This window comes from Massiliimicrobium timonense, from assembly GCF_002160865.1.
Taxonomy (GTDB): domain Bacteria; phylum Bacillota_I; class Bacilli_A; order Erysipelotrichales; family Coprobacillaceae; genus Allocoprobacillus.
In genome coordinates this window covers 1-23002 of sequence record NZ_NFLJ01000013.1, presented here as the reverse complement: position 1 = coordinate 23002, position 23002 = coordinate 1, and the positions used below count along the sequence as shown (strand labels likewise).

Annotated in this window: 30 protein-coding genes; 3 read left to right on the top strand and 27 right to left on the bottom strand. The window is 30.8% G+C overall.

Features of this window, described 5'->3' with window-relative positions; translation table 11 throughout:
* Positions 1 to 36 precede the first annotated feature (36 nt).
* A complete protein-coding gene (locus tag B5E75_RS05635; protein WP_087357809.1) occupies positions 37 to 273 on the top strand; it encodes a TFIIB-type zinc ribbon-containing protein in 237 nt (78 codons plus the stop codon).
* 42 nt (positions 274 to 315) lie between these two features.
* Here the strand turns inward: B5E75_RS05635 and mscL are convergent, their stop codons facing one another.
* The 14 genes from mscL to upp all read right to left on the bottom strand — a co-directional run bounded on the left by mscL (position 316) and on the right by upp (position 10858).
* Positions 316 to 711: a large conductance mechanosensitive channel protein MscL gene (gene mscL, locus B5E75_RS05630; protein ID WP_087357808.1), complete on the bottom strand. Its 396-nt coding sequence runs from the start codon at positions 709 to 711 to the stop codon at positions 316 to 318.
* A gap of 74 nt (positions 712 to 785) precedes the next feature.
* Positions 786 to 2219: a polysaccharide deacetylase family protein gene (locus B5E75_RS05625; protein ID WP_087357807.1), complete on the bottom strand. Its 1434-nt coding sequence runs from the start codon at positions 2217 to 2219 to the stop codon at positions 786 to 788.
* Between the two features lie 61 nt (positions 2220 to 2280).
* Positions 2281 to 3153 (bottom strand): N-acetylmuramoyl-L-alanine amidase family protein, encoded by an 873-nt coding sequence (locus tag B5E75_RS05620; RefSeq protein ID WP_241146631.1) that lies wholly within the window; start codon positions 3151 to 3153, stop codon positions 2281 to 2283.
* A 19-nt stretch (positions 3154 to 3172) separates the two neighbouring features.
* A complete protein-coding gene (locus tag B5E75_RS05615) occupies positions 3173 to 3481 on the bottom strand; it encodes a PTS sugar transporter subunit IIB (protein ID WP_087357806.1) in 309 nt (102 codons plus the stop codon).
* Positions 3482 to 3564: 83 nt separating this feature from the next.
* Positions 3565 to 3966 carry an ATP synthase F1 subunit epsilon gene (gene atpC / locus B5E75_RS05610; RefSeq protein ID WP_087357805.1) on the bottom strand — a complete coding sequence of 134 codons (402 nt, stop codon included), beginning with the start codon at positions 3964 to 3966 and terminating at the stop codon, positions 3565 to 3567.
* Positions 3953 to 5359, bottom strand: a complete 1407-nt coding sequence (atpD, locus tag B5E75_RS05605) for a F0F1 ATP synthase subunit beta (RefSeq protein ID WP_087357804.1) — start codon at positions 5357 to 5359, stop codon at positions 3953 to 3955. Before atpD ends, atpC begins: the two co-directional genes overlap by 14 nt.
* An 11-nt stretch (positions 5360 to 5370) precedes the next feature.
* Positions 5371 to 6222: an ATP synthase F1 subunit gamma gene (gene atpG / locus B5E75_RS05600; RefSeq protein WP_087357803.1), complete on the bottom strand. Its 852-nt coding sequence runs from the start codon at positions 6220 to 6222 to the stop codon at positions 5371 to 5373.
* Positions 6223 to 6225: 3 nt separating this feature from the next.
* A complete protein-coding gene (gene atpA / locus B5E75_RS05595; RefSeq protein ID WP_087357802.1) occupies positions 6226 to 7749 on the bottom strand; it encodes a F0F1 ATP synthase subunit alpha in 1524 nt (507 codons plus the stop codon).
* An 8-nt stretch (positions 7750 to 7757) separates the two neighbouring features.
* Positions 7758 to 8288, bottom strand: coding sequence for a F0F1 ATP synthase subunit delta (locus B5E75_RS05590; RefSeq protein WP_087357801.1), 531 nt, complete (start codon positions 8286 to 8288; stop codon positions 7758 to 7760).
* The gene (gene atpF / locus B5E75_RS05585) at positions 8288 to 8791 is read right to left on the bottom strand and encodes a F0F1 ATP synthase subunit B (RefSeq protein ID WP_087357800.1); all 504 of its coding nucleotides are present in this window, start codon (positions 8789 to 8791) and stop codon (positions 8288 to 8290) included. The genes B5E75_RS05590 and atpF overlap by 1 nt, the downstream gene beginning before the upstream one ends.
* A gap of 35 nt (positions 8792 to 8826) precedes the next feature.
* Positions 8827 to 9069 carry an ATP synthase F0 subunit C gene (gene atpE, locus B5E75_RS05580; RefSeq protein ID WP_087357799.1) on the bottom strand — a complete coding sequence of 81 codons (243 nt, stop codon included), beginning with the start codon at positions 9067 to 9069 and terminating at the stop codon, positions 8827 to 8829.
* A 56-nt stretch (positions 9070 to 9125) separates the two neighbouring features.
* On the bottom strand, positions 9126 to 9791 hold the full coding sequence (locus tag B5E75_RS05575) for a F0F1 ATP synthase subunit A (RefSeq protein WP_087357798.1): 666 nt from the start codon (positions 9789 to 9791) through the stop codon (positions 9126 to 9128).
* Positions 9792 to 10157: an ATP synthase subunit I gene (locus B5E75_RS05570; protein WP_087357797.1), complete on the bottom strand. Its 366-nt coding sequence runs from the start codon at positions 10155 to 10157 to the stop codon at positions 9792 to 9794. It abuts the gene before it with no gap.
* A gap of 74 nt (positions 10158 to 10231) precedes the next feature.
* Positions 10232 to 10858 carry a uracil phosphoribosyltransferase gene (gene upp, locus B5E75_RS05565; RefSeq protein WP_087357796.1) on the bottom strand — a complete coding sequence of 209 codons (627 nt, stop codon included), beginning with the start codon at positions 10856 to 10858 and terminating at the stop codon, positions 10232 to 10234.
* Positions 10859 to 11144: 286 nt separating this feature from the next.
* On the opposite strand from upp, the gene B5E75_RS05560 reads away from it, so the two are divergent.
* The gene (locus B5E75_RS05560) at positions 11145 to 11555 is read left to right on the top strand and encodes a hypothetical protein (protein WP_087357795.1); all 411 of its coding nucleotides are present in this window, start codon (positions 11145 to 11147) and stop codon (positions 11553 to 11555) included.
* A gap of 84 nt (positions 11556 to 11639) precedes the next feature.
* On the opposite strand, the gene B5E75_RS05555 is transcribed toward B5E75_RS05560, so the two are convergent.
* From B5E75_RS05555 to B5E75_RS05525, 7 genes are all read right to left on the bottom strand, one after another.
* On the bottom strand, positions 11640 to 12878 hold the full coding sequence (locus B5E75_RS05555; protein WP_087357794.1) for a serine hydroxymethyltransferase: 1239 nt from the start codon (positions 12876 to 12878) through the stop codon (positions 11640 to 11642).
* A gap of 1 nt (position 12879) precedes the next feature.
* Complete coding sequence (gene rpiB, locus B5E75_RS05550) at positions 12880 to 13320, bottom strand: ribose 5-phosphate isomerase B (protein WP_087357793.1); 441 nt, start codon at positions 13318 to 13320, stop codon at positions 12880 to 12882.
* Positions 13317 to 13919: an L-threonylcarbamoyladenylate synthase gene (locus B5E75_RS05545; protein ID WP_087357792.1), complete on the bottom strand. Its 603-nt coding sequence runs from the start codon at positions 13917 to 13919 to the stop codon at positions 13317 to 13319. The genes rpiB and B5E75_RS05545 overlap by 4 nt, the downstream gene beginning before the upstream one ends.
* A 178-nt stretch (positions 13920 to 14097) precedes the next feature.
* Entirely contained in the window at positions 14098 to 14568 is a 471-nt protein-coding gene (gene tnpA, locus B5E75_RS05540) for an IS200/IS605 family transposase (protein ID WP_087357791.1), read from the bottom strand.
* Between the two features lie 170 nt (positions 14569 to 14738).
* Positions 14739 to 14945, bottom strand: coding sequence for a hypothetical protein (locus B5E75_RS05535; RefSeq protein WP_087357790.1), 207 nt, complete (start codon positions 14943 to 14945; stop codon positions 14739 to 14741).
* Positions 14946 to 15539: 594 nt separating this feature from the next.
* Positions 15540 to 16565 carry a zinc-dependent alcohol dehydrogenase gene (locus tag B5E75_RS05530; protein ID WP_087296951.1) on the bottom strand — a complete coding sequence of 342 codons (1026 nt, stop codon included), beginning with the start codon at positions 16563 to 16565 and terminating at the stop codon, positions 15540 to 15542.
* An 82-nt stretch (positions 16566 to 16647) separates the two neighbouring features.
* The gene (locus B5E75_RS05525) at positions 16648 to 17199 is read right to left on the bottom strand and encodes a TetR/AcrR family transcriptional regulator (protein WP_087296950.1); all 552 of its coding nucleotides are present in this window, start codon (positions 17197 to 17199) and stop codon (positions 16648 to 16650) included.
* A 657-nt stretch (positions 17200 to 17856) separates the two neighbouring features.
* On the opposite strand from B5E75_RS05525, the gene B5E75_RS05520 reads away from it, so the two are divergent.
* Complete coding sequence (locus B5E75_RS05520) at positions 17857 to 18780, top strand: alpha/beta hydrolase (RefSeq protein ID WP_241146630.1); 924 nt, start codon at positions 17857 to 17859, stop codon at positions 18778 to 18780.
* 24 nt (positions 18781 to 18804) lie between these two features.
* Here the strand turns inward: B5E75_RS05520 and B5E75_RS05515 are convergent, their stop codons facing one another.
* From B5E75_RS05515 to B5E75_RS05490, 6 genes are all read right to left on the bottom strand, one after another.
* Positions 18805 to 19356: a DUF5714 domain-containing protein gene (locus B5E75_RS05515; RefSeq protein ID WP_087357788.1), complete on the bottom strand. Its 552-nt coding sequence runs from the start codon at positions 19354 to 19356 to the stop codon at positions 18805 to 18807.
* 87 nt (positions 19357 to 19443) lie between these two features.
* Positions 19444 to 20094: an ABC-2 transporter permease gene (locus B5E75_RS05510; RefSeq protein ID WP_087357787.1), complete on the bottom strand. Its 651-nt coding sequence runs from the start codon at positions 20092 to 20094 to the stop codon at positions 19444 to 19446.
* Entirely contained in the window at positions 20088 to 20954 is an 867-nt protein-coding gene (locus B5E75_RS05505) for an ABC transporter ATP-binding protein (protein ID WP_087357786.1), read from the bottom strand. The genes B5E75_RS05510 and B5E75_RS05505 overlap by 7 nt, the downstream gene beginning before the upstream one ends.
* Before the next feature lie 2 nt (positions 20955 to 20956).
* Positions 20957 to 21331 (bottom strand): GntR family transcriptional regulator, encoded by a 375-nt coding sequence (locus tag B5E75_RS05500; protein ID WP_087357785.1) that lies wholly within the window; start codon positions 21329 to 21331, stop codon positions 20957 to 20959.
* 128 nt (positions 21332 to 21459) lie between these two features.
* A complete protein-coding gene (locus tag B5E75_RS05495; RefSeq protein WP_087357784.1) occupies positions 21460 to 22080 on the bottom strand; it encodes a flavodoxin family protein in 621 nt (206 codons plus the stop codon).
* A 136-nt stretch (positions 22081 to 22216) separates the two neighbouring features.
* Positions 22217 to 23002: M17 family metallopeptidase (locus B5E75_RS05490; RefSeq protein ID WP_206413962.1), on the bottom strand; the 786-nt coding region annotated here is incomplete at its 5' end.

The window sequence follows — 23002 nt, the reverse complement described above, 5'->3', positions numbered from 1 at the left end:
TAATATCTTTATATCATTCATTTGGAGGTATAAATTATGAAATGTCCCGTATGTAAAGATGTCACATTATTAATGAGTGAAAAGCATGGTGTTGAGATTGATTATTGCCCTGAATGTAGAGGTATCTGGTTAGATCGTGGTGAACTAGATAAAATCATTGCAAGAGCTTCAGGAGAACAAAAACAACATGCATCTAAAGATCATGACAAATCACATAAAAAGAAAAAAAGCTCTACCTTATTAGATATTCTTGAAATCTTTGGTGGAGAATAAAAAAGCTGCAAGAATAAGCGACATAAGCTGTTCTTGCGGTTTTTATTTTTCTAACTGTGATGTACAATGTGGACAACGTGAAGCTTGTATATGGATTTCTGATTGGCAATAAGGACATATTTTTGTTTTTGGAGCAACTGGTTCTTCTTTCTTACCAATTGACATTAATCTATTAAACATCTTTAATAAACAAAACAAAATAAATGCCATAATCAAGAAATTAACAACTGATGAAATGAATGATGAAGCAAAACCAGCTATATCTTGTAAAGAATAGATTCTTCCACCAGTAAAGAAATTTAAAATAGGGTTTATAAAATTATCAGTTAATGATGTCACTATTCCCGTAAAAGCACCACCAATGATAACCCCAATAGCCATATCGAGCATATTTCCACGCATTGCAAATTGTTTAAATTCATTAATAAACTTTTTCATAAACTCGCCTCTTTTCTTTAGACAGAATAACATATTTTTTGATAATAGAAAATAAAAAGAGTCAGTTTTTGACTCTAATTATTAACCCCATGATGAGGTGTAAATGATGTATCATCAATACCTTTAAAAGTATATCCTAATTTTTGATAATGTTCAATAATCTTTGGTAAAGCTTCCACTGTTGTTGATTTTGCAGCTGTATCATGCATTAAAAGATTAATATTTTTTGCTTTACTTGATGTTCCATTTTTCACTAGGACTGAAACAGCCTGATTGTTTCTTGCAGCATCTGTTGAATCAGCATTCCAATCATAATACTGATAACCTCTATTTTGGACTTCTGTCACTAATGTTGTCATTAATCCTTTACAATAACTTGCAGATTTTGTATTTGAACTTCCTCCCGGAAAACGAATATATTTAGGAACAAATCCTATTTGTTCTTTAACCATTTGTCCAATTTTATTTAAGTCTTCAAAATAAGCATCAACAGAAGCATAAACTTGATCATATTTATGTGAATAAGTATGTAATCCTATTGTATGTCCTTTTTCATAAGCTTCTTTAATATATTTGTTATATTTCTTTCCATTACCAGTGACAAAGAATGTTGCTTTTGCATTATATTTTTCCAATATATCAAGAATTTTCTTTGTATTTTGTGATGGTCCATCATCAAATGTTAGATAAACAATCTTTTCTTGAGAAGCTGGTACAGCTTTGGAAACAACCTTTTTTAAAACTTTAACATTTCTTGAAAAAGTTGCTGTATTTCCACTACGATCTTTAACTGTATATTTAACTTTATAAGTCCCTTCTTTTTTCAAATTCACTTCACTTGAATCAACTGTCACTTCAGGCTTTGGATCTCGATTATCTGTTGCTGATAAACCAGAAAGATAATCTACTTCTCCATTCACTTTTACAGTCAAATCATGTAATCCTTTTAATTGAGGCTTTTCTTTATCCTTAACAATATTCACTTCTATTTCTTTTTCTGTTTTATTACCTGCTTCATCTTCTACAACAACAGTCATTTTTTGTTGACCTTCTTTGGTAAAATCATAATCCTTTTTAAAATATGCTTTTGTTTTTGTAGAATCTTTAATATCAGATACAACATCTTTTATATCAACTTTCATTCCAACATCAATATCTAAATTCTTTGTTTTATATGTTGGTGCCTTTGTATCTACAACATGAACTAATAAATCATATTCTTTATCATTCAGTGTATATTTTATCTTATACTCACCTAATTTTTTTGTATTTACTTGACTTGAATCAATTTTAATATCACTCTCTTTATACTTTCCATTCACCTTTTCAATATAAGTCAATGGATCAGCTAATTTCTCATTAATTTCTATATCTATTTGATTCTTTTTAAACTGAATGTTTGGCTTATTGAATAATCGAAACACAAAAAACATCATAACCACAATACATAAAACACCAGCTAATAATATGAAATTTCTTTTTACATTTTTCTTTAATTTTAAACTCATATTTAACACCTTTCCTTACTGACCATCATATCAAATAGTTTTGAAATTTTTGTGGATATTTCTACTTATTTATATTATTCTGTGTTGAATTGTCTAAAAGATGAGTTTGTACTTCTTCAATAATTCCTTTTGCGATAGCTTTTCCCATTTCCTGTAATTTTTCATCATTACTTAAATAACTATAATCATTATCATTATTTAAATAGCCCAATTCTATAAGGACTGATGGAACCATATTATCTCTTAATACTTGTAAAGACTTTCCTCCATCTAATATTCCCCTATTTTTAGAATAATTTAATGTTTCAATGTTTTTACCAATATTTTGTGCTAAGCTATGACTTTCATCATTTTTTTTATAAATTTCAAAGCCTGATACTTCATCAGATTCATCAAAAGAATTCACATGAATAGAAACAAAATAATTGGCATTATTTTCAGCACTTTTCGCAGCTCTTTTTTTCAGATCATCAATCTTATTATCGGATAATGAAATATCCGTTTCTCTTGTTAAAACGGCTTTAATATTTGCTTCATCTAAAGCTTGTTCAATTGCTTTTGATGTTGTAAGGGAAATATCTTTTTCTAATACATTACCCACATTAGCTCCCGGATCCCAATCTCCATGTCCCGGATCAATCACAACTGTTGCAATATAATTTTTAGGTTTTTCAATTTCTGGCTCTACGACTTCTTCTTGAACATCAGGTGTTAATAATGACGTTATACTTTGAAACGCCCATGTTATTCCTTTATATAGACCAAACCCTATAACCAATGCAATAACACATACAATAATAACTCTTTCTACTCTTAATTTTTTCTTTTTTCTAACCACATCATCACTTCCTTTTATAATCGTTGTTATTTTATCATTTTTTGTCATATATTCAAATAAAATAATTTTTTTATTTATTGAGAAAATAAAAATCATACCGAAAATCTCGATATGACTATTTTTTAGATTCAATTAAATCTAAAGCATCTTGTAAAACTTTTTTTCCATTCATCATTCCATAATCTTTCATATCAATAACAGCAATTGGTTTTGTTTTATCAAATAATGAACGAATGTGATCTTCTTGAAAACGAACTTGTGGACCTAACATAATTGCATCTGCATCTTTTCCATAAATAACAGTATCAGCAATTGGTCTGGCTTCAATATCAACATTTAAATGTCTTTCTTTTGCAGATGCCAACATTCTTTCAACTAATAAACTTGTTGACATTCCTGCAGAACATACTAATAAAATTTTCATAGCTATTCCTCCATCTATAACTATACCAATTTCAATTGAAGATGTAAAATATTTTAAAAAAACATAGAGAAAAAATCTCTATGTTAGTGTGTTGTTTTCACGTTAATTCTTGTGATTGCTTTCTTTAATGCTATTTCAGCACGTAAAACATCAATATTTTGTGATGATTTCAATCTTTCTTCTGCTCTTTGTTTAGAACTTTTCGCACGTTCTAAATCAATCTCATCTACTGATTCAATAGCACTAGTGATTATTGTCGTATCATTTTCACCAACATATACAAAACCACCTGCAATTGCAAAATATTGTCTTTCATGATTTTCATCAATATAATTCATTTCAGATATTTCAATATGACTTGCCAAAGGAATATGATGAGCAAGAATACCAATTTGTCCCGTTGCTGTTCGTAGATTTAACATCTCAACATCAGTTTCTTTATAAACACCAGCAGGTGTTACAATCTTTAATTTAAATGTTGTCATTTGTTAATGTCTTTGCCTTTGCAACTGCTTCTTCAATAGAACCTACATTATGGAAAGCCTGTTCTGGTAAATGATCCCATTTCCCTTCAAGAATTTCTTTAAATCCTTTGATTGTATCTTCTACACGTACATATTTTCCTTCCAATCCTGTAAATTGTGAAGCAACAGTAAATGGTTGTGACAAGTAATTACGAACACGTCTTGCCCTAGCAACAGTCACTTTGTCTTCTTCACTTAATTCATCCATACCCAAAATAGCAATAATATCTTGTAAATCTTGGAATCTTTGTAAAATCTGTTGAACACCATGAGCAACTTCATAATGTTCTTTTCCAACAATTAATGGATCCAATGCACGTGATGATGAATTCAATGGATCAACGGCTGGATAAATACCCAACGCAGCAATAGAACGATCCAAAACAACTCTAGCATCCAAATGGGCAAAAGTTGTCGCTGGGGCAGGGTCTGTCAAGTCATCAGCAGGAACATAGACAGCCTGTACAGAAGTAATAGACCCTTTCTTTGTTGATGTAATACGTTCTTGTAATTGTCCCATTTCTGTCGCAAGTGTTGGTTGGTAACCGGCCTGTGATGGAACACGTCCTAACAAGGCAGATACTTCTGAACCTGCTTGAGTAAAACGGAAAATATTATCAATAAACAATAAAACATCTTGATTTTGTTCATCTCTAAAATATTCTGCCATTGTCAATCCTGTTAAACCAACTCTTAAACGTGATCCCGGAGGTTCGTTCATCTGACCAAAGACAAGTGTTGTTTTATTTAAAACACCACTTTCTTTCATTTCATAATACAAATCATTACCTTCTCTTGAACGTTCTCCAACTCCAGCAAATACTGATAATCCACCATGTTGTGTAGCAATATTATTAATCAATTCCTGAATTAAAACTGTTTTACCAACACCTGCTCCACCAAATAAACCAATCTTTCCACCTTTAATATATGGACAGATTAAATCAATAACTTTTATTCCTGTTTCTAAAATTTCTGTTTCTGTTTTTTGATCGGCATATGATGGGGCATTTCTATGAATTGGCATTTTTTGAATATCATCAGGTAATGCTTCTTTTTCATCAATAGGTTGCCCTAAGACGTTAAACATTCTTCCTAACGTTTCATTTCCAACAGGTACACAAATAGGATGTTGTGTATCTTTAGCTTCTAATCCTCTTTTTAAACCATCAGTCGATCCCATCGCAATACAACGTACAACATCATCACCAATATGTTGAGCAACTTCTACCGTCAATAATTCATCATTATTTTGAATTTCAATTGCAGTATTTAATGATGGTAAATGTCCATCATCAAAAACAATATCAACAACGGGTCCGACTGCACGTACGATTTTTCCTATATTTGACATGCTGCACCTCCTTATTGAGCATTAGCACCAGCGACTATTTCACTAATTTCATTCGTAATAGCACTTTGTCTAGCTTGATTATATTTCAATAATAATTCTTCTATTAAATCTTCTGCATTATCTGTTGCATTTTCCATAGATGTTCTTCTTGAAGCATTTTCACTTGTTATAGACTCTACTAAATATCCATAGATCACTGATTGTAAATACATTGGTATTAAATCATTTAAAACAGTTTGTGGATCTGGTTCAAATAAAGTTGCTTTATGTGTTAATGATTTCTTTTCAAAGTTTTTTGTATCTACAGGTAATAGTTTCATCACATAAGGCTGGAATGTCAAATTGTTAATAAACTTTGTATAAATCATTTGAATACTTCCAATCTCATGATTTTGATAACGCTTTGTTAATTCTTGAACAAGTCTTATCACATCTTTAAAATCTAATGTTGTATTTAAATGAAGATATTGATCATGATAAGGAATCTGATGATGTGTTAAATAACTTGCTCCTTTACTTCCTATCATATATATTTCATCTTCAACTTGAATATATTCACTCATTGCTTTAAAGACATTCGCATTATAACCACCACATAAACCTAAACTGGAAGTCACAACAATATAAACTGTTTTTCCTTGTCTATTTTCCTGTAAATAAGGACTTTCAACCATCCCTTGATTACTTGTAAGAATCTCACTAACAACTTCCTGTGTTTTACTATAGTAAGGTCTTAACTCATCCATCTGTTTTCTTGCTTTTCTTAATTTAGAAGTTGCAACTAATTGCATAGCTTTTGTAATTTTCTTTGTTGATTCTACTGATTTTATACGTCTTTTAATAGACTGCATATCATTAGCCATAGACTAACCATCCTTATTCACTTTTAAAAAGTTTTCTACAAAAGCTTTCATTACTTCTTTCATCTTTAATGTTAATTCATCATCAATAGATTTTTCTTGTTGTATTTGATCAATAATTTCTGGATGTTGATTTTGTATAAACTGATATAATTCATCCATAAACATATTGACTTTTGTTACTGCAATTTGTTTTGTATATCCATATTTTAAAGCAAACAATGTTACCACTTGTTTAGCAACACTTCTAGGAGAGTATTGTGCCTGTTTTAAAACTTCACGAACTCTTTGACCATGTTCGAGTGTCGCTTTTGTTGCAGCATCCAAATCACTACCAAATTGCGCAAATGCCTGCATTTCAGTATATTGTGCAAGTTCTAATTTTAAAGAACTTGATACTTGTTTCATAGCTTTGATTTGAGCTGATGAACCAACACGACTGACAGATAATCCCGTATCAATAGCCGGTCTGATTCCTGAATTAAATAAATCCTGCTGCAAGAAAATCTGCCCATCTGTAATTGAAATCACATTTGTTGGAATATAAGCAGAGATATCTCCTGCCTGTGTTTCAATAATTGGTAAAGCAGTAATAGAGCCTCCACCATGTTCTTCATTTAAACGACAAGCTCTTTCTAATAAACGTGAATGCAAGTAGAAAACATCTCCCGGATAAGCTTCACGCCCCGGTGGTCTTTTTAATAATAAAGATACAGTACGATAAGCAACCGCATGTTTAGATAAATCATCATAAACAATCAAGACATCTTTACCTTCTTCTAACCATTCTTCTGCCATTGCACAACCTGCATAAGGTGCAATATATTGAACAGGTGCTAATTCACTGGCTCCAGCAGATACAACTGTTGTATATTCCATTGCTCCACCTTGTCTTAATTTTTCTACAATTTGGGCAACTGTTGAATTTTTCTGACCAATCGCAACATAAATACAATATATATTTTGTCCTTTTTGATTTAAAATAGTATCAATCGCAATCGCTGTTTTCCCAGTCTGACGATCTCCAATAATCAACTCACGCTGTCCTCTACCAATTGGAATAATCGCATCAATACATGTAATTCCTGTTTGAAGTGGCTGATCAACAGATTTTCTTGTCATAACACCCGGTGCAATCTTTTCAATAGGACGTGTATGCTGATAAACAATTTCTCCCTGTCCATCAATTGGTTGTCCCAAAGGATTAACAACTCTACCTAAAAGTCCATCACCTACAGGAACTTCAATAATTCTTCCTGTACGCTTCACTTCATCTCCTTCTTTGATTGTTCCTTCATCACCAAGTAACACAGCTCCAACAGCATCTTCCTCTAAATTCATGACCATTCCATACACTTGACCCGGAAATAACAACAATTCTCCAAGCATTGCATCATCTAAACCATGAATTAAAGTGACACCATCACCTACTGTCATAACTGTTCCAATATCTTTAGATTCCAGCTGATCAGCAAAATGTTTAATTTGTTCTTTAATTAATGCACTAATCTCATCTGGTCTTAAATCCACATTCTCACCTACTTTCTTAATAATTCCTGTTTCAATAATCCCATCTTATAAGCAAGAGAATTATCATAAACATGATTATCAATTTCAACTTTAATTCCACCTATTAATTGTGTATCTACTTGCTGTTTTAACAATACCTGCTTATTCAATTGAGTAGACAAAGCATCTTGAATCTTTTTAATCTGATCTTCTGTCAATTCATAAGCACTCCATACTTTTCCTACTTGAATACCCAAGGCATCATAACACAACTGCTGAAATTGTTGACAAATCAAAAGAACACATTGAATTCTTCTTTTTTTAATTAATAATAATAAAAACTGATAAACATATGTTTGTATCTTTCCATGAAAGCTTTGTTTCAAGACTTGATATTTATCCTCATCTTGAATCGCAACATGACTAAAAAACTGAAGAATACTTTTATCATGAAAAACAGCTTCAACTGCTTCCATATCTTTTTGATATTGCTTGATGGCATTTTCTTCTTTAGCTAAAGCAAATAAAGCTTCAGCATATCGTAAAGCAACTGTATCCATTAATGGACAACCTGATCAACAAATTCTTCAACCATCTGTTGATTTTCCTGAGAATTCATTTCTTTACTCATCACTTTTGTTGCTGCCTCAATTGCAATATCCACCATTTCTTTTTTCATTTCTTCTCTTGCCTGTTGTTTTTCAGCTTCTATTTCTTTTTGTGCCTGTTCTATTTTGCGAGCAGCTTCTTCTTTTGCTTTTGTTAGTAAATCATCACGTACTCTCAAAGCATCATCTTTCGCTTTTTCTATAATATCATGATACTCCTTAGCTGATTGACGTGCCTGTTCTTCACTTTCAAGCATTAATTGCTTCGCTTTTTCTTGAGATGTTCTCGCATCTTCAATCTGTGATTCTATAAAATCAGCACGTTTTTGAAAATATTTTTGTACTGGAATCCAAAAGAACTTCTTAAAAATAATCAATAAGACACCTGTTGATATTAATTGAATCACAATCGTCGCAAGATTAGGAAACAACTTTCCTGCCACATCAATACTCATTGTATGCCTCCCTTCTTATAAAAAGCTTTTACTTTTTATAAATATAAAGATGGGAATACGAAGATTAAAATAATTGCTATTAACAATCCATAAATCGCAACAGTTTCTGTTAAGGCAATACCTAAAATCATCATTGTTCTGATTTTACCTTCAGCTTCAGGATTTCTCCCTACAGCTTCAACAGCTTTACTTGCTGCAATACCTTCACCAATACCTGTCCCTAAACCTGCACATACTGCAATCCCTGCAGCAATCGCAACTAAACCAAAATCTGTCATATGTTTTTTACCTCCATTATATTTTTTATCTATCAAAACTATTTCTATAGTTAAGATCAATCCTCATTTTCCATCATAATTAATATAGATGAAATGGTTACAAATACTAATGTCTGAATAACACCAGCAAATAAATCAAAATAAACATGAAATACCGGAGCAATCACTGGCCCTAAAAAGTTGACCGTTGTTGGTAAAATCAAACCAGATAACCAAGCAGTAAACTGATAGAGCAGTGACATTAAAATACTCCCACTTAAAATATTACCAAAGATACGGAAAGATAACGAAATTAAAGGAGCTATCGTTCCAAAAATATTCGTTGGTGGCCATATATTACCGACAATATATGATTTGACCCCTTTTTTTCTAATAGCATTAAACTGTATCAAAACAAATGTAATGATTGTCATTGCAAGTGTAATCGAATAATTGGATGTTGGTGCATCAAAACCAATCAATCCACTAATATTCGCAACAATCAAATAACAAAATAACATTGCAAAATAAGGATAATAATTCTTTTCAAAATGACTAGGCATAATAGATTTAAAATAGTTATAAATCATTTCTACACCTGTTTCTACAACCAATACCAATCCCTTAGGTCTTTTGGTCGCATCCGCCAAAGCAACTTTTCTACCAGCGTAAATAAAAAAGATTGCTAATATAGCCATGATAATCAAAGAAAATATCAACTCTACCTGTATAACAATATGCATCTATTTCAACTCCTTTCTTGTTTTTAAATTTAACCATTGTATCGTAATTGGGGTAATTAAATAACCAAAGAATACACTCAAAAGATGAATATAATCTTTAAAAAGAATAGCACTTAAAAATCCCAACGTCATTAAAATTAATTTTGACAAAAACATCAAAATAATAAGTAAAATATGATGTCCTTCCTTTAAAATTATATCACTGGATTGAATAGTTAAAATAAAATTGATATAACATATCATATATCCCACAATGACACCAATAGGATAAGAAAGACTTTTGAATAGAAAACCTACAAAACAAAAAATGAGCAACATGATTAAAAAGATTTTTTTTGATTCTCTTTGAACATCTTTTTCATTCACATTGCTCACTCCTTTGAAATATCATCTTTATTATACCCTGTTTCAAAATCATTGACAATTTATTTGATATTCCTTTATTGATCTGTACCAAATAAACGATCCCCTGCATCACCAAGACCGGGAACAATATATCCTTTTTCATTCAATTTTTCATCCAATGCTGCAACAATCAAATCCACATCAGGATGCTTTTGTTCCATCACTTCAATACCTTCTGGTGCTGCCACTAAACAAGCAAACTTAATATTCTTCGCTCCACGCTTTTTGATATTTGTAATAGCGGCGCAAGCACTACCACCTGTGGCTAACATTGGATCAAGAACAAGCACATCTGCTTCTTTTAAACATGATGGAAATTTCGCATAATATTCTTCTGGTTGTAGAGTTTCCTCATTTCTTGACATACCAATATGTCCTACTTTGGCAGTTGGAATAATTGTTTTAAAACCATCAACCAAACCAAGTCCAGCTCTTAAAATAGGTACTAAAACAACTGGTCTTATTAATTGTTTTCCTGTCATAGGGCATATAGGTGTCACAATTTCAATATTTTGTAATGGTAATGATTTTGTCACTTCATATGCCATTAACATTGCAATTTCATCTAAATTTTGTCTAAATTCCTTTGTCCCCGTTTCTTTATTTCTCATAATTGTGAGCTTATGGTCAATAAGTGGGTGATTTAAAATTGTTGTTGCCATGAATCAAACCTTCTTTCTTTTATTTCTACTACTTTTTATTATATCAAATTATAAATACAAAGCCTACCATAATAACAACAAACTCAAAAAGAGAGTATTTTCTACAAATCTATTTGACACTGGTATAATCAATTGATAACATGTGTTTATAGGGAGTATACGGTTATATAAAAAGAGAGGAAGTGATGAAAATATTGGAATAAAAGCCATGAAATTATGGGGTTAATCTCATTTTATATATGTAAAGCATCATATATAAAATGTAACTATATAGAAAGAGGTCATTATGAAAATACGCTTAAAAATATTATTTATAATTGTTGAAATTTTATTATTCGCATCATTTTTTCTAACTTGGTTTGGTGATGGAGATATGGTTGTTTTAAGAGGCGTAGATTTTGATGTATTTATGGGTTGGCTTATTTTCTTTTATATTGGGACATGGTTTTCGCTATTTTCTACATCAAAAAAGATTCATGTTACATCTCTAATAGCGTCTATCTGTGTTTTCTTATTAGAAATATATCAATTCTTAACTTGGCACTATTTAACTATAACCGGATATATAAGCCTCGCATTTTCTTTTGATATGACATCTCTTGGATTTTATTTATCTTTATTCATTTGTTGTATCAATATTGTTTGTAAAATCATTGGGATGAAATTATGTACTCATTCCATAATAGAAAAGAAATGATTTGATACTGTTGATGATTCATCAACAGTATTTTCATATACCAAAAAGGATTAACTTCATTCTTGAAATTAATCCTCATACTTATTAAAGATAAGATTTCCCTTGATACATTCTCACTTTATCTGTTAATGCTTTCACTCTTTTTAAACATGCTTCTTTAACTTCATCTGTTTCATCATTTTTTAAACGATAAGCAATGATTTTACCAACTTCTCTAAAATCATCTTCATTAAAACCTTTCGTTGTCATTGCTGGTGTTCCTACTCGAATACCACTGGCTTTAAAAGGTTTTTCAGTATCAAATGGAATCGCATTTTTATTAGCTGTAATATTGATTTCATCAAGTAATCTTTCTGCTTTTTTACCACTGATTCCACAACTTGCTTTAACATCAATTAAAATCAAATGATTATCTGTTCCATCAGCAACCAATCTAAATCCTTCTTCTTTTAAAGATTGTTCTAATGCTTTAGCGTTTTTAATAATCTGTTTCGCATAATCTTTAAACTCTGGTTGTAAAGCTTCATAGAAACATGCCGCTTTTGCAGCAATAATATGCATCAATGGACCACCTTGCATACCCGGAAAAACAGCTCGATCAATATCTTTCCCTAATTCTTCTTTACACATAATGACACCACCACGTGGTCCTCTTAAAGTTTTATGTGTTGTTGTGGTAACAACATCAGCATATGGGAAAGGTGATGGATGTAAACCAGCAGCTACAAGTCCAGCAATATGTGCCATATCTACCATAAATAAAGCCCCATTATCATGAGCAATTTGAGCCATATATTTAAAATCAATGATTCTTGAATAAGCACTTGCTCCTGCAACAACCAATTTAGGTCGAATTGTTTCTACCTTATGTTTATAATCTTCATAATCAATTGTTTCTGTATCACGAGAAACACCATAACTATAAAATTCATAATTGATTCCCGAATAATTTAATGGATGTCCATGGGTTAAATGTCCTCCATCAGCTAATGACATTCCTAATACCTTATCTCCATGATCTAATAAAGCTAAGTAAACGGCTGTATTGGCTTGTGCTCCACTATGAGGCTGAACATTAGCATATTCACAACCAAATAATTCTTTTAAACGATTGATTGCTAAGGTTTCTACTTCATCAACAAACTGACAACCACCATAGTATCTTTTACCCGGATATCCTTCAGCATATTTATTTGTTAAAACACTACCAGCTAATTCTAAGATTTCCTCAGATACAAAGTTCTCTGAAGCAATTAACTCAATATTATTTCTTTGTCTGTTTAATTCTTTTTCAACGCTCTTAAAGACTTCATTATCTCTCATTTTATTCACTCTCCAAAGCCATCATCTTGGCAATTCTTTGATCATGTCTACCACCTTCATAATCAGTATGTAACCATGCATTTAATATTTCTAACGCTAAACCTTCACCAATAACTCTTTGACCCATTGCTATCATATTTGTATCATTGTGAGCTCTTGTCGCTTTGGCACTAAATACGTCATGAACCAATGCACAACGAATACCTTTGACTTTATTACAAGTAATTGAAACACCTATTCCTGTTCCACAAACAACAACACCTTTTTCACATTCTCCATTTGCGACAGCTCTGGCAGCCTTTGCAGCATAATCTGGATAATCACAGCTTTCCTCATTATACGTTCCAAAGTCTACAACTTCATATCCTTGTTTTTTCAAATCTTCCATTAAAACATTTTTTAAACGAAAACCACCATGATCACATGCAACTGCTATTTTCATTTGATTACCTCCTCTATATCCTCTTTTGTTATTTTTCCTGCTCTTAATATTTTGATTTCATCCTGACTCACATCAACAACTGTACTGGCAATGTTATCGGATGTCTTTCCATCAACAACCAAATCAATTCGCCCATCTAACTGCTCTAAAACTTCTGCTGTTGATGTTGTATTGGGATGATTTGACAAATTTGCACTTGTTACCAGCATCGGGCCTACTTTTTCTAATAATGACAAAACAAATGAACTATCTGGTATTCTGATACCAATAGTTGGCTTCCCATTTGTCATGGCTTCACTCACAGTTTCTTTTTTCTGAAAGATGAGTGTTATCATTCCCGGCATAAAATGCTCTATTAATTTTTGTGCTTTTTCACTCACATAGGCATATTGAGAAATATCTGCTTTATTTGCAACCATCAATGTAATGGCTTTTGAATAATCTCTATTCTTTGCTTCCATTAAATGATCTAATGCTTTTTCATCTTCAAAACGAATGCCTACACCATAAACTGTTTCTGTTGGAAAAGCAACAATACCACCCTTTTGAATCACATCACAAATCTCATTCATTTGATTTTCTAATACAACTTTTGTCATCTTCATCACCTTAGCTGATATTCTAACACAAATGCTGCTAAAATTATACTAATATCACCTGAAAATTAAATAAATATCCACCAGCTTAGCTGGTGGTTTTTCTTGTGCGGGCAAGCCCTGCTCCCAGAGCGAAGGCTGAAGCCCCTTCATTTCATGCGACCTGTCCCTGCCTCTTGCACTATTTCTTGCTGAATGGATCTCTTAAATCCAAACTTAATTGTTCTGCCTCTTTATCATCTTTCAATTGATTCTTGATATATTCTTGTATTCTTTTCGTATTCTTTCCTGCTGTATCCACATAATATCCTCTACACCAGAAACTTCTTCCTCGATACTGGTATCTCATATTTCCCCATCTTTCATATATCATTTGGCTGCTTTTCCCTTTCAAAAAGCCCATGAACCCTGATATACTCATTTTTGGTGGTATTTCCAACAGCATATGTACGTGATCTTTACATACTTCTGCTTCTACTATATTCACTCCTTTCCATTCACATAATTCTCTTAATATTTTTCCTATTTCTATTCTTTTGCTATCATAAAATACTGCTCTTCTATATTTTGGTGCAAATACAACATGATATTTACAATTCCACTTTGTGTGTGATAAACTATGTAAGTCATTTGATTGATTTCTTTCATTCATTTGATTATCCTCCTGTTTTTAGTTTTGCAGTTTCCAGGCCGCAATACTATTATACAGGAGGTTTTTAACATTATCACTACGCTAAAGCTTTTTACTGACCCACAGACTATCTGTGGGTTTTATTGTATACAAATAGGCGATAGATTCTTTATTTTTCTATCGCCTCACTATTATTCTGTTTGACTATCAATAGATTTTTTAAACCAATGAATACACTTTTGAATGATTCTCCAAATAAATAAGACTTCACCCCAAATCATAACTGCAATACCACTATAAACCAACATCAGTGAAAATGTGGAAAGATAGTAATCAGCCATAGAACCACCTAAAATCATTAAGACTCCCAATCCAAAAATTTCTATTAATTTCTTCATAAAAATCTTCTCCTCTTATATATCATAACAAAAAGATATGGAAACATTATGACTAAATCTGTGATTTGATAACTTTCCATTCCTCTTCTAGCATTGACATCAAAATATCATCTACATACTGATTGCCAACTTTAATAGCATCTCTTAATACACCCTCATGTTTAAAGCCTACTTTTTCATAAGTATGAATAGCTCTTTGGTTGAAGACAAAGACATCTAAAGAAACATGGTGTCATTTTAAAATAACACTTTTTCAATAATATGCTCCCTTTAATCAAAGAAAATAAAATCATAATGATCTTTTGCTTCTACAAAGCGAATAACTTCATCACGCTTATAAGATGATGGGCTCTCAATAAATTTTATAATTTATAAACCCCATATTTTTTATAAAGTCTTGCTCTTTTCAGTTTATTCAATATTCATTTTTTATTGTACAATGACTCTTTGTAAATGAGGAATTATGAGCATGCTTTTTTATTTGAAATATTTTCTTCATTTTCAATATGATATTCTATATATGAATTTGTAAAAGAAAACCCATATGATATTTTCACATGGGTCAAAATTATTATTTATTTGTATAAGATTATTTTATAGTTCGTAATCAATAATAACTTTAATTCCTTGTCCTGAAGCCGCAAATTCTAATGCTTTACTGATATCTTCATGTTTAAATTTATGTGTCACCATAATAGAAGCAATTGGCGTTTTTTTATTTAATATATGATCAATAACTTCAACAATTGTCTCATGCGTATAACCTTGAGAACCATAAATAATTGGTTGGGCTGCAATAAAAGGTCTTCCTTCTAATTCAACCTTTTGGAATACTGAGATTATTGCATATTTTGTATGATTTCTCGCATAATTAAATACTTCTGATAATAATGGTGGAGCTCCTGCTGCGTCTACATACATATCCACATCAGGAATTGGATCATAACTTGGATAAGTACCAAAAATCTCTATTAATTTATCCTTCAAATTTTCAGTAGAGGTATTAATTGTTTTTACTCCTAATAATGCTGCTTTGGATAATCTCAATTCATTTCTATCTACGACAACAACATTTTTTATACCTCTTCCAAGCAATCCCGCAGTAGCCCCTAATCCAATAGGACCTGCACCTAGCACAACAATCTTGTCGTCAAGTTTAGGATTAAATGCTAATGCTCCTTGGGCTCCAACAGACATTGGTTCAATAATAACCGCTTGATCTAAATCGACATCATCATCAAGTGGGTATAGATTCACACCAATTTTTGCATTTTGTACCAAAGCATATTCAGAAAATGCCCCTGCCATAGTTGAACCAGCAACTCCATACGGTTGACTCATGACAGGATCAACAAATACTTTTTCTTCTAATTTAATATCATCAGATACATTTTTTCCTTTTTCGACAACAATACCTACAAACTCATGCCCAAATTGTGATCCGGGAAATACACCATAGTTTTCACCACCATGATAATAGATACCAACATCAGAACCACAGATTCCAGCTCTTAACACTTTCACAAGAACATCATTTTCTTTGACTTCTGGAATAGGTCTCTCTTCAACAGTCACATTTTGAACAGAATTATAAATTGCACATTTCATCATTTTTGTCATAAAAACATCCTCCTTAAAAATATTTTAACAAAATAGATTAAGTGTTCAATTTACATTTTCTATAAAATGTGTAATATCAAGACTACCAGTTTGTTTTTTTATTAATGATAGACTCATGCATATTTTCGTAATTTTTATGTGAATCAAGATAGACTTCAGTCATAAATTCAGGTGATTCTACCATCCCATTATTCAACCATTTCTTGAGAAGCATCACTTGAGTAGAAGCATATTTATATGATAAATAATCTAATTTGATTTGATCTTGAATAATATCTTTATATAAATAAGAAAATACTATTTGATTTCTTTCAATAATTGTATCAAATAAAGAATTTTGTTCATCATCTTTTATAGCAACGATGAAAAAGTTTTTGTTTTTAAAAAAAGCTTTATAAATCTCTGTAATAAACATTTCTGTAGTCATTTTTTTATCAAAACATTCTTTAATTGTACTTTCTATAGTCTCAATATATATATCTTCTGTTATAGATTGTCGATCTGCATAATAATTATAGAAAGAACGTCTTGATATTTTGGCTCTTTTTACAATATCTTTGACAGAGATTTTAACTGTTTGTTTTTCAATGACCAATGCAATAAAAGCATCTTTAATTTTTTCTTTTGTTGTCATATATAATCATCCTGTATTTCATTATTACTATTTTTCTATTTTCATCATATAAATTATTTTAAAAGAATATTTTGGATAAATTCCAGTTAAAGAACTCTTTCATCTCATCTTACTAAAACTATATTCCTTAAGACAAAACTATCTAAAGTTTTAAGATGTTTTTTTAGTTAAGTCAACAGCAATTCATAAAACATCATTGATTAATTGTTTTTCTATCTCATCAATCATGAAGCTTCTCTTTTTAAAAATTCAATTTCATTATATGATTATATTATTTTTTAAAGAGAAGAATAATATAAATTGATAAAAAATAGAAATCAAATGAAAAGATAGTTAGAAATACCTATTGTATTGTCGCTAATTATACATAGTATTTATATATTTATCTTTCTATATAACTACTATTTTAACACTATTCTCAAATTCCATAAATATAAAAAGCATTTTTATTCATTGTTTATATATTCTTACTTTATACTAAAATGTAAATTTCAATCATCTTTATAAGATTCATCAGTATCTTCATTTTTTGATATTCTTAAAATATATCCATCTTTTTGATACATTATATTTTCACTACCTATATTAATTATAGTTGAAAAAGAGTATTATTTTCGTATAAATTTATGTTATGATATTATCATTAAGAAAGGAATGATGATATTGAAAAAGAAAACTCTTGCTTATGGTGCTTTAATATCTGGAGCTATTATTGGTTTTGTTGGAGTCACTGCAATTGATTTCGCATGTCGTAAAGATACACCTTTAAATAAACAAAAACCTAAAGTAGATCCTCGTATTGAAAAATATATTCCTTGGCTAAAACAACAACATTTTGAAACATGGGAAATGACTTCACATGATGGATTAAAACTGAAAGCTAAATTTTTAAAAGCAGATAGGGATACTAATAAGGTATTGATTGCAGTGCATGGTTATCGTTCATATAATTTGAAAGAATATGCTTATTATATTAAATTTTATCATGATTTAGGATTCCATATTTTATTACCCGATAATCGTGCCCATGGTGAAAGTGAAGGAACATATATTGGATTTGGGTGGTTAGATAGATTAGATTGTATTCAATGGATTGATCAAGTGAAAGAATATTTTCATAAAGATTTACAGATTGTTTTACATGGTATATCAATGGGAAGTGCTACTGTTTTAATGGCAAGTGGTGAAAAACTACCTGATGATGTCAAATGTATTATTTCAGATTGTGGTTTTACAAGTGTTCTTGATGAATTTAAACATGAACTTCACCAAAGACATATTCCTGCATCACTTGTTTTACCAACAGCAACTCTATTAAGTAAAAAACGTGTAGGATATAGCTTTAAAGAAGCTTCAACAATTGAACAAGTAAAAAAATCTAAAACACCAACTTTATTTATACATGGTGATCGTGATAATTTTGTGCCAACTTATATGGTTTATGATCTTTATAATGCATGTAGTGCTGATAAAGATTTATTAATCGTTGAAGGTGCAGGTCATGCTCAAAGTTATCTTGTTGATCCAAAACTATGTGAAAGTACAATTATAGAATTCATGAATAAATATATTAAAGAATAAATGACTGAAAACCAGTCATTTTTATTATCTTTGATAAAATGGACATCTTTCTTTGATACATTGTTGATTCAAATAAGAAAACTCACATTTTTCATCTGTATCTTCTAAGACAATATCATAATGTTCTTTGACAAACTGAATAGCTGTTTTTAATGAAAGAAAAGCATTTCTTTTGCAACATCTTGGTCCTCCAATTTCGGCTATATTACCAAGGGCTAAAGAAGTCAATCTTAAGTTATCCTTATAATATTCATTATCTGATAATGGAGTTGTTTGATGAATAATCGCTAAAGCCGCTCCTACAGAAGAACCAGAACCACAAATTCCCCATTGGCCACATGTTGCTCCTGGCATTTTCTTTCCTCTTTTTTCCATCTCATCTAATGCCTCTTTAAAATCAAATTCAACACCAGCATTATGCATAGCTGTTAAAAAGGCATATCCATCAATAATATGATGTATAGGTCCATGAATAGGAATATCTTTTATTTTCATTAATGACTTTACTATTTCAATGGGATTGATACTCTTTTCATTCATGCATATTTCTTTGATCATCTTCATTTGTTCATCCATGATTTCATCTCCTTTATTTCATTGTATAAAAATATATACTTATAATCAAACTTTAAATAAAAAGATGAAATGATATTTCATTCCACCTTATGCATATTTTCTTTTATAAAGTATATAACAAGTATAATAACTGACAATATTCAATATAACAGCAAGTATACATCCTATCATTAAAATTTGATTTAACTTTAAATTCAAAAGTACATCAATACCAAATAATATATGAATACAAATATACCCAAACGCAAATATAATTGTCAGAATCATATAAACAATTGTTCCTTTTTTATTTCCTAACCAAAAGAAACCAATACTTGATAAAGCATTCATAATAAAAGCTGAAACAAAACCAATTGCCCATATAAAAAAGCCATTTTCTAAATTAACAGTATGAAAAATATATGTGTGAATAAATGTAATAGGTAAAGATATACAAATTTGAACGCAGAGTGTAAAAAGAAGAATAGACAACATTTTTGCTTGTATAATCTGTTTTTTTGTTACTGGAAAGGTTAATAGTATTTGATTATATTGAGAAATATCATCTTGTTCCATAGAATATTGTAGTGTCGATACACCTATCATTGGTAATGCAAGATTAATAATCAATAACAAAGAATATAAATTATTTAATAGAAAAGTCATTGTCAATAAAAACAATAGAGAAATACACATACCAATAATATTCTTTTTAATACAAAATGTTTCATAAAAATCTTTAATCATAACCCCTAACATATCTCTTTCACTCCTTTTGCATAAAATAACATGATTTCTTCTATTGTTGGCCTCGTTATCTCTAAATCTTGAAAAACAGATTGTATCTGTTGTCGATTTTTAACAAGAATAGATATACTATAAGGTTCTTGAATATAAGCAACAATATCATCTTGAGATAATGTGTTTAATAAATCTTTTGTTCCATGAATAATTCCATAATTTTCATTCATTTCATCATAAGTTTGCATAAAAATACATTTTCCTTTATAAAGATAAACAATATAATCTGCAATTTTATCTAAATCACTTGTAATATGTGATGAGATTAAAACTGTATGATTTTCATCTTCTGTAAAAGCTCTAATGAGATTTAATATTTCATCTCGAATAATCGGATCTAAACCACTTGTTGCTTCATCAAGTATCAAAATTTTCGCATCATGACTAAAAGCAATTGCAAATTCAAGTTTCATTTTCATTCCTCTTGAAAATAACTTTATTTTTTTATCATAAGGCAATTCAAACTTCTGTAAATAACTTTGATAAAGTTCATGATTCCAGTTTTGAAACGTGCGACTTAAAATACGTTCAATCCAGCGTGGTGTCAATTCCAAATCATAATGTGTGGTATCAAAAATAACTGCTAAATCTTCTTTAATATTTTTTTCATTCTGTTTAAAATCTTTACCAAAATATGTTAATTTATCATATTGTGAGTCTACAATACCTAATATTGACTGAATCAATGTAGATTTTCCTGCTCCGTTTTCACCTATAATTCCTACAACTGTTCCTTTAGGAATTTTCAATGACACATGATTTAATGAAAAATCTTTAAATACTTTTGTTAAATGTTCTATTTCTATTGCAAAATCCATAATTAATTCTCCTCGTTAATATCTTCAATCAATTTCAATAAGAAATCCTTAGAAAACCCACTCTCTTGTGTTAAAGTATAAGCTTCTTTTAAAAGTTCTTTGATTTTCTTTAAGTTTTCTTCACGTATAGAATCCTGATTAGGTGTTGATACAAAGGCACCTTTTGCAGGAACAACAACAATAAATCCATCTTTAGAAAGTTCATCATAAGCCCTTTGTGTTGTAATAATACTCACATGTAAATCCTTTGCCAACTTGCGCATAGAAGGTAAAGGAGTCTGAGGTTTGAGTTGTCCATTCATAATCATCGCTTTGATTTGTAAGACAATCTGTTCATAAATAGGCTTAGAACTTGTTTGACTCAATATAATTTCCATGCATGTTCTCCTTGTTTTATATATACTGTATATATCTTACATATACAGTATATAAGATTATCACCATACTGTCAATACTGTTTATATACAGTATAACAAAAAAAACCATTCAGTAATGAATGGTCTGATTATCGAATAAAATTTGTTCTATGAAATTCTTCTTTTTCTGGTAATCCATATTTTTCTTTTCCATCATGAATACTCTTTAACAAGAATGACATATTTCTTGCGAGAACACGCATTGTTTGTAATCCTTCTTCATCTTGTAAAACTTCTCCCTGTTCCCTTCCATGAATCGCATTCCAATATTGTGTAGAAGCAATCGGCATTCCAGATATTGCAAAGAATTTGTTGATTTCATCATAAGTTGATGAAATACCACCTCGTCTTGCAACAACAACACTTGCTCCTACTTTCATTGTTTTATCAAAAGATGTACTATAAAACAATCTTGTTAGAAATGATATCAATGTTGAATTAGCAGAACCATAATAAACAGGAGTTCCTACAACGAACCCATCACATTGTTCAAATTTCGGAGCTACTTGATTGACAAGATCATCAAAAACACATTGATTCTTTCCTTTTTTACACGTCATACATGCTATACAACCTCTAATATCTTGATGACCAACATGAATAATCTCTGTATCAATACCTTCTTTTTCAAATATCTTAACCATTTCATCCAGAGCTATTCTTGTATTACCTTTTACATGTGGACTTCCATTAATCATTAATACTTTCATTTTCAAATCTCCTCCTCATTATTATTTTATATAATCAAACATAAAAAGTACAATATCAATATCACATACCACTATAATCAAAACGAATAGCAAAAAAAGCCTCAATGTTAAATCATCAAAGCTTTCTCTACTTTATTTATTTCATCACTTCAACAACACTACGAATCATAGCACCTGTTGCACCTGTCCCATCTTGATCAGCAGTTCCAGCGATATCCAAATGAATCCATTGTGTATCTTTTTCAATAAATGATTCTAAGAAATTCGCTGCAATACTTGCTCCAGCACCGGGTTTACCAGCAGAATTTTTAAGATCTGCACTATTTGATTTTAATTTGTCAAGATATGCCTGATCTAATGGTAATCGCCATCCTTTTTCATCTGCTGCTTTCATAGCTTCTTCAAATTCATGATAATAGTCATCGTCATTAGCGAAAACTCCAGTATAAGCATCTCCTAATGCTGTGACACATGCTCCAGTCAAAGTCGCAAGATCAATAAGTTTCTTTGCACCTAATTGTTGTGCATAAGTCATCGCATCACATAAGATTAAACGTCCTTCAGCATCAGTGCTTACAATTTCTACTGTTTTTCCAGATAATGTTGTGATGACATCTTGTGGTTTATATGCCTTTCCACTGACAAGATTCTCAGTGACTGGTACGATTCCATACACATTTGTTTTCGCTTGACTTCTTGCCAGTATCTGCATAACTCCTAGCACATCTGCTCCTCCACACATGTCATATTTCATTCCATAGCTATTTCCTTTAAGATTGTATCCACCTGAGTCAAATGTCAGTCCTTTTCCTATCACTGCCTTATATGCATTGTCACCATCTCCATTATGCTTAAGAACAATCATATATGCAGGAATATCACTTCCCTGATTGACTGATAGGATTCCTCCTGCTTTCATATC

What these genes read in the sequence shown, in the direction of transcription:
- B5E75_RS05635 (WP_087357809.1), top strand. Translation starts at nt 37, where the DNA reads ATGAAATGTCCCGTATGTAAAGATGTCACATTATTAATGAGTGAAAAG.
- mscL (WP_087357808.1), bottom strand. Translation starts at nt 711, where the DNA reads ATGAAAAAGTTTATTAATGAATTTAAACAATTTGCAATGCGTGGAAAT.
- B5E75_RS05625 (WP_087357807.1), bottom strand. Translation starts at nt 2,219, where the DNA reads ATGAGTTTAAAATTAAAGAAAAATGTAAAAAGAAATTTCATATTATTA.
- B5E75_RS05620 (WP_241146631.1), bottom strand. Translation starts at nt 3,153, where the DNA reads ATGATTTTTATTTTCTCAATAAATAAAAAAATTATTTTATTTGAATAT.
- B5E75_RS05615 (WP_087357806.1), bottom strand. Translation starts at nt 3,481, where the DNA reads ATGAAAATTTTATTAGTATGTTCTGCAGGAATGTCAACAAGTTTATTA.
- atpC (WP_087357805.1), bottom strand. Translation starts at nt 3,966, where the DNA reads ATGACAACATTTAAATTAAAGATTGTAACACCTGCTGGTGTTTATAAA.
- atpD (WP_087357804.1), bottom strand. Translation starts at nt 5,359, where the DNA reads ATGTCAAATATAGGAAAAATCGTACGTGCAGTCGGACCCGTTGTTGAT.
- atpG (WP_087357803.1), bottom strand. Translation starts at nt 6,222, where the DNA reads ATGGCTAATGATATGCAGTCTATTAAAAGACGTATAAAATCAGTAGAA.
- B5E75_RS05590 (WP_087357801.1), bottom strand. Translation starts at nt 8,288, where the DNA reads ATGGATACAGTTGCTTTACGATATGCTGAAGCTTTATTTGCTTTAGCT.
- atpF (WP_087357800.1), bottom strand. Translation starts at nt 8,791, where the DNA reads ATGAGTATTGATGTGGCAGGAAAGTTGTTTCCTAATCTTGCGACGATT.
- atpE (WP_087357799.1), bottom strand. Translation starts at nt 9,069, where the DNA reads ATGACAGATTTTGGTTTAGTTGCGATTGCTGCAGGGATTGCAGTATGT.
- B5E75_RS05575 (WP_087357798.1), bottom strand. Translation starts at nt 9,791, where the DNA reads ATGCATATTGTTATACAGGTAGAGTTGATATTTTCTTTGATTATCATG.
- upp (WP_087357796.1), bottom strand. Translation starts at nt 10,858, where the DNA reads ATGGCAACAACAATTTTAAATCACCCACTTATTGACCATAAGCTCACA.
- B5E75_RS05560 (WP_087357795.1), top strand. Translation starts at nt 11,145, where the DNA reads ATGAAAATACGCTTAAAAATATTATTTATAATTGTTGAAATTTTATTA.
- B5E75_RS05555 (WP_087357794.1), bottom strand. Translation starts at nt 12,878, where the DNA reads ATGAGAGATAATGAAGTCTTTAAGAGCGTTGAAAAAGAATTAAACAGA.
- rpiB (WP_087357793.1), bottom strand. Translation starts at nt 13,320, where the DNA reads ATGAAAATAGCAGTTGCATGTGATCATGGTGGTTTTCGTTTAAAAAAT.
- B5E75_RS05545 (WP_087357792.1), bottom strand. Translation starts at nt 13,919, where the DNA reads ATGACAAAAGTTGTATTAGAAAATCAAATGAATGAGATTTGTGATGTG.
- tnpA (WP_087357791.1), bottom strand. Translation starts at nt 14,568, where the DNA reads ATGAATGAAAGAAATCAATCAAATGACTTACATAGTTTATCACACACA.
- B5E75_RS05535 (WP_087357790.1), bottom strand. Translation starts at nt 14,945, where the DNA reads ATGAAGAAATTAATAGAAATTTTTGGATTGGGAGTCTTAATGATTTTA.
- B5E75_RS05530 (WP_087296951.1), bottom strand. Translation starts at nt 16,565, where the DNA reads ATGACAAAAATGATGAAATGTGCAATTTATAATTCTGTTCAAAATGTG.
- B5E75_RS05525 (WP_087296950.1), bottom strand. Translation starts at nt 17,199, where the DNA reads ATGACAACAAAAGAAAAAATTAAAGATGCTTTTATTGCATTGGTCATT.
- B5E75_RS05520 (WP_241146630.1), top strand. Translation starts at nt 17,857, where the DNA reads ATGATATTGAAAAAGAAAACTCTTGCTTATGGTGCTTTAATATCTGGA.
- B5E75_RS05515 (WP_087357788.1), bottom strand. Translation starts at nt 19,356, where the DNA reads ATGGATGAACAAATGAAGATGATCAAAGAAATATGCATGAATGAAAAG.
- B5E75_RS05510 (WP_087357787.1), bottom strand. Translation starts at nt 20,094, where the DNA reads ATGTTAGGGGTTATGATTAAAGATTTTTATGAAACATTTTGTATTAAA.
- B5E75_RS05505 (WP_087357786.1), bottom strand. Translation starts at nt 20,954, where the DNA reads ATGGATTTTGCAATAGAAATAGAACATTTAACAAAAGTATTTAAAGAT.
- B5E75_RS05500 (WP_087357785.1), bottom strand. Translation starts at nt 21,331, where the DNA reads ATGGAAATTATATTGAGTCAAACAAGTTCTAAGCCTATTTATGAACAG.
- B5E75_RS05495 (WP_087357784.1), bottom strand. Translation starts at nt 22,080, where the DNA reads ATGAAAGTATTAATGATTAATGGAAGTCCACATGTAAAAGGTAATACA.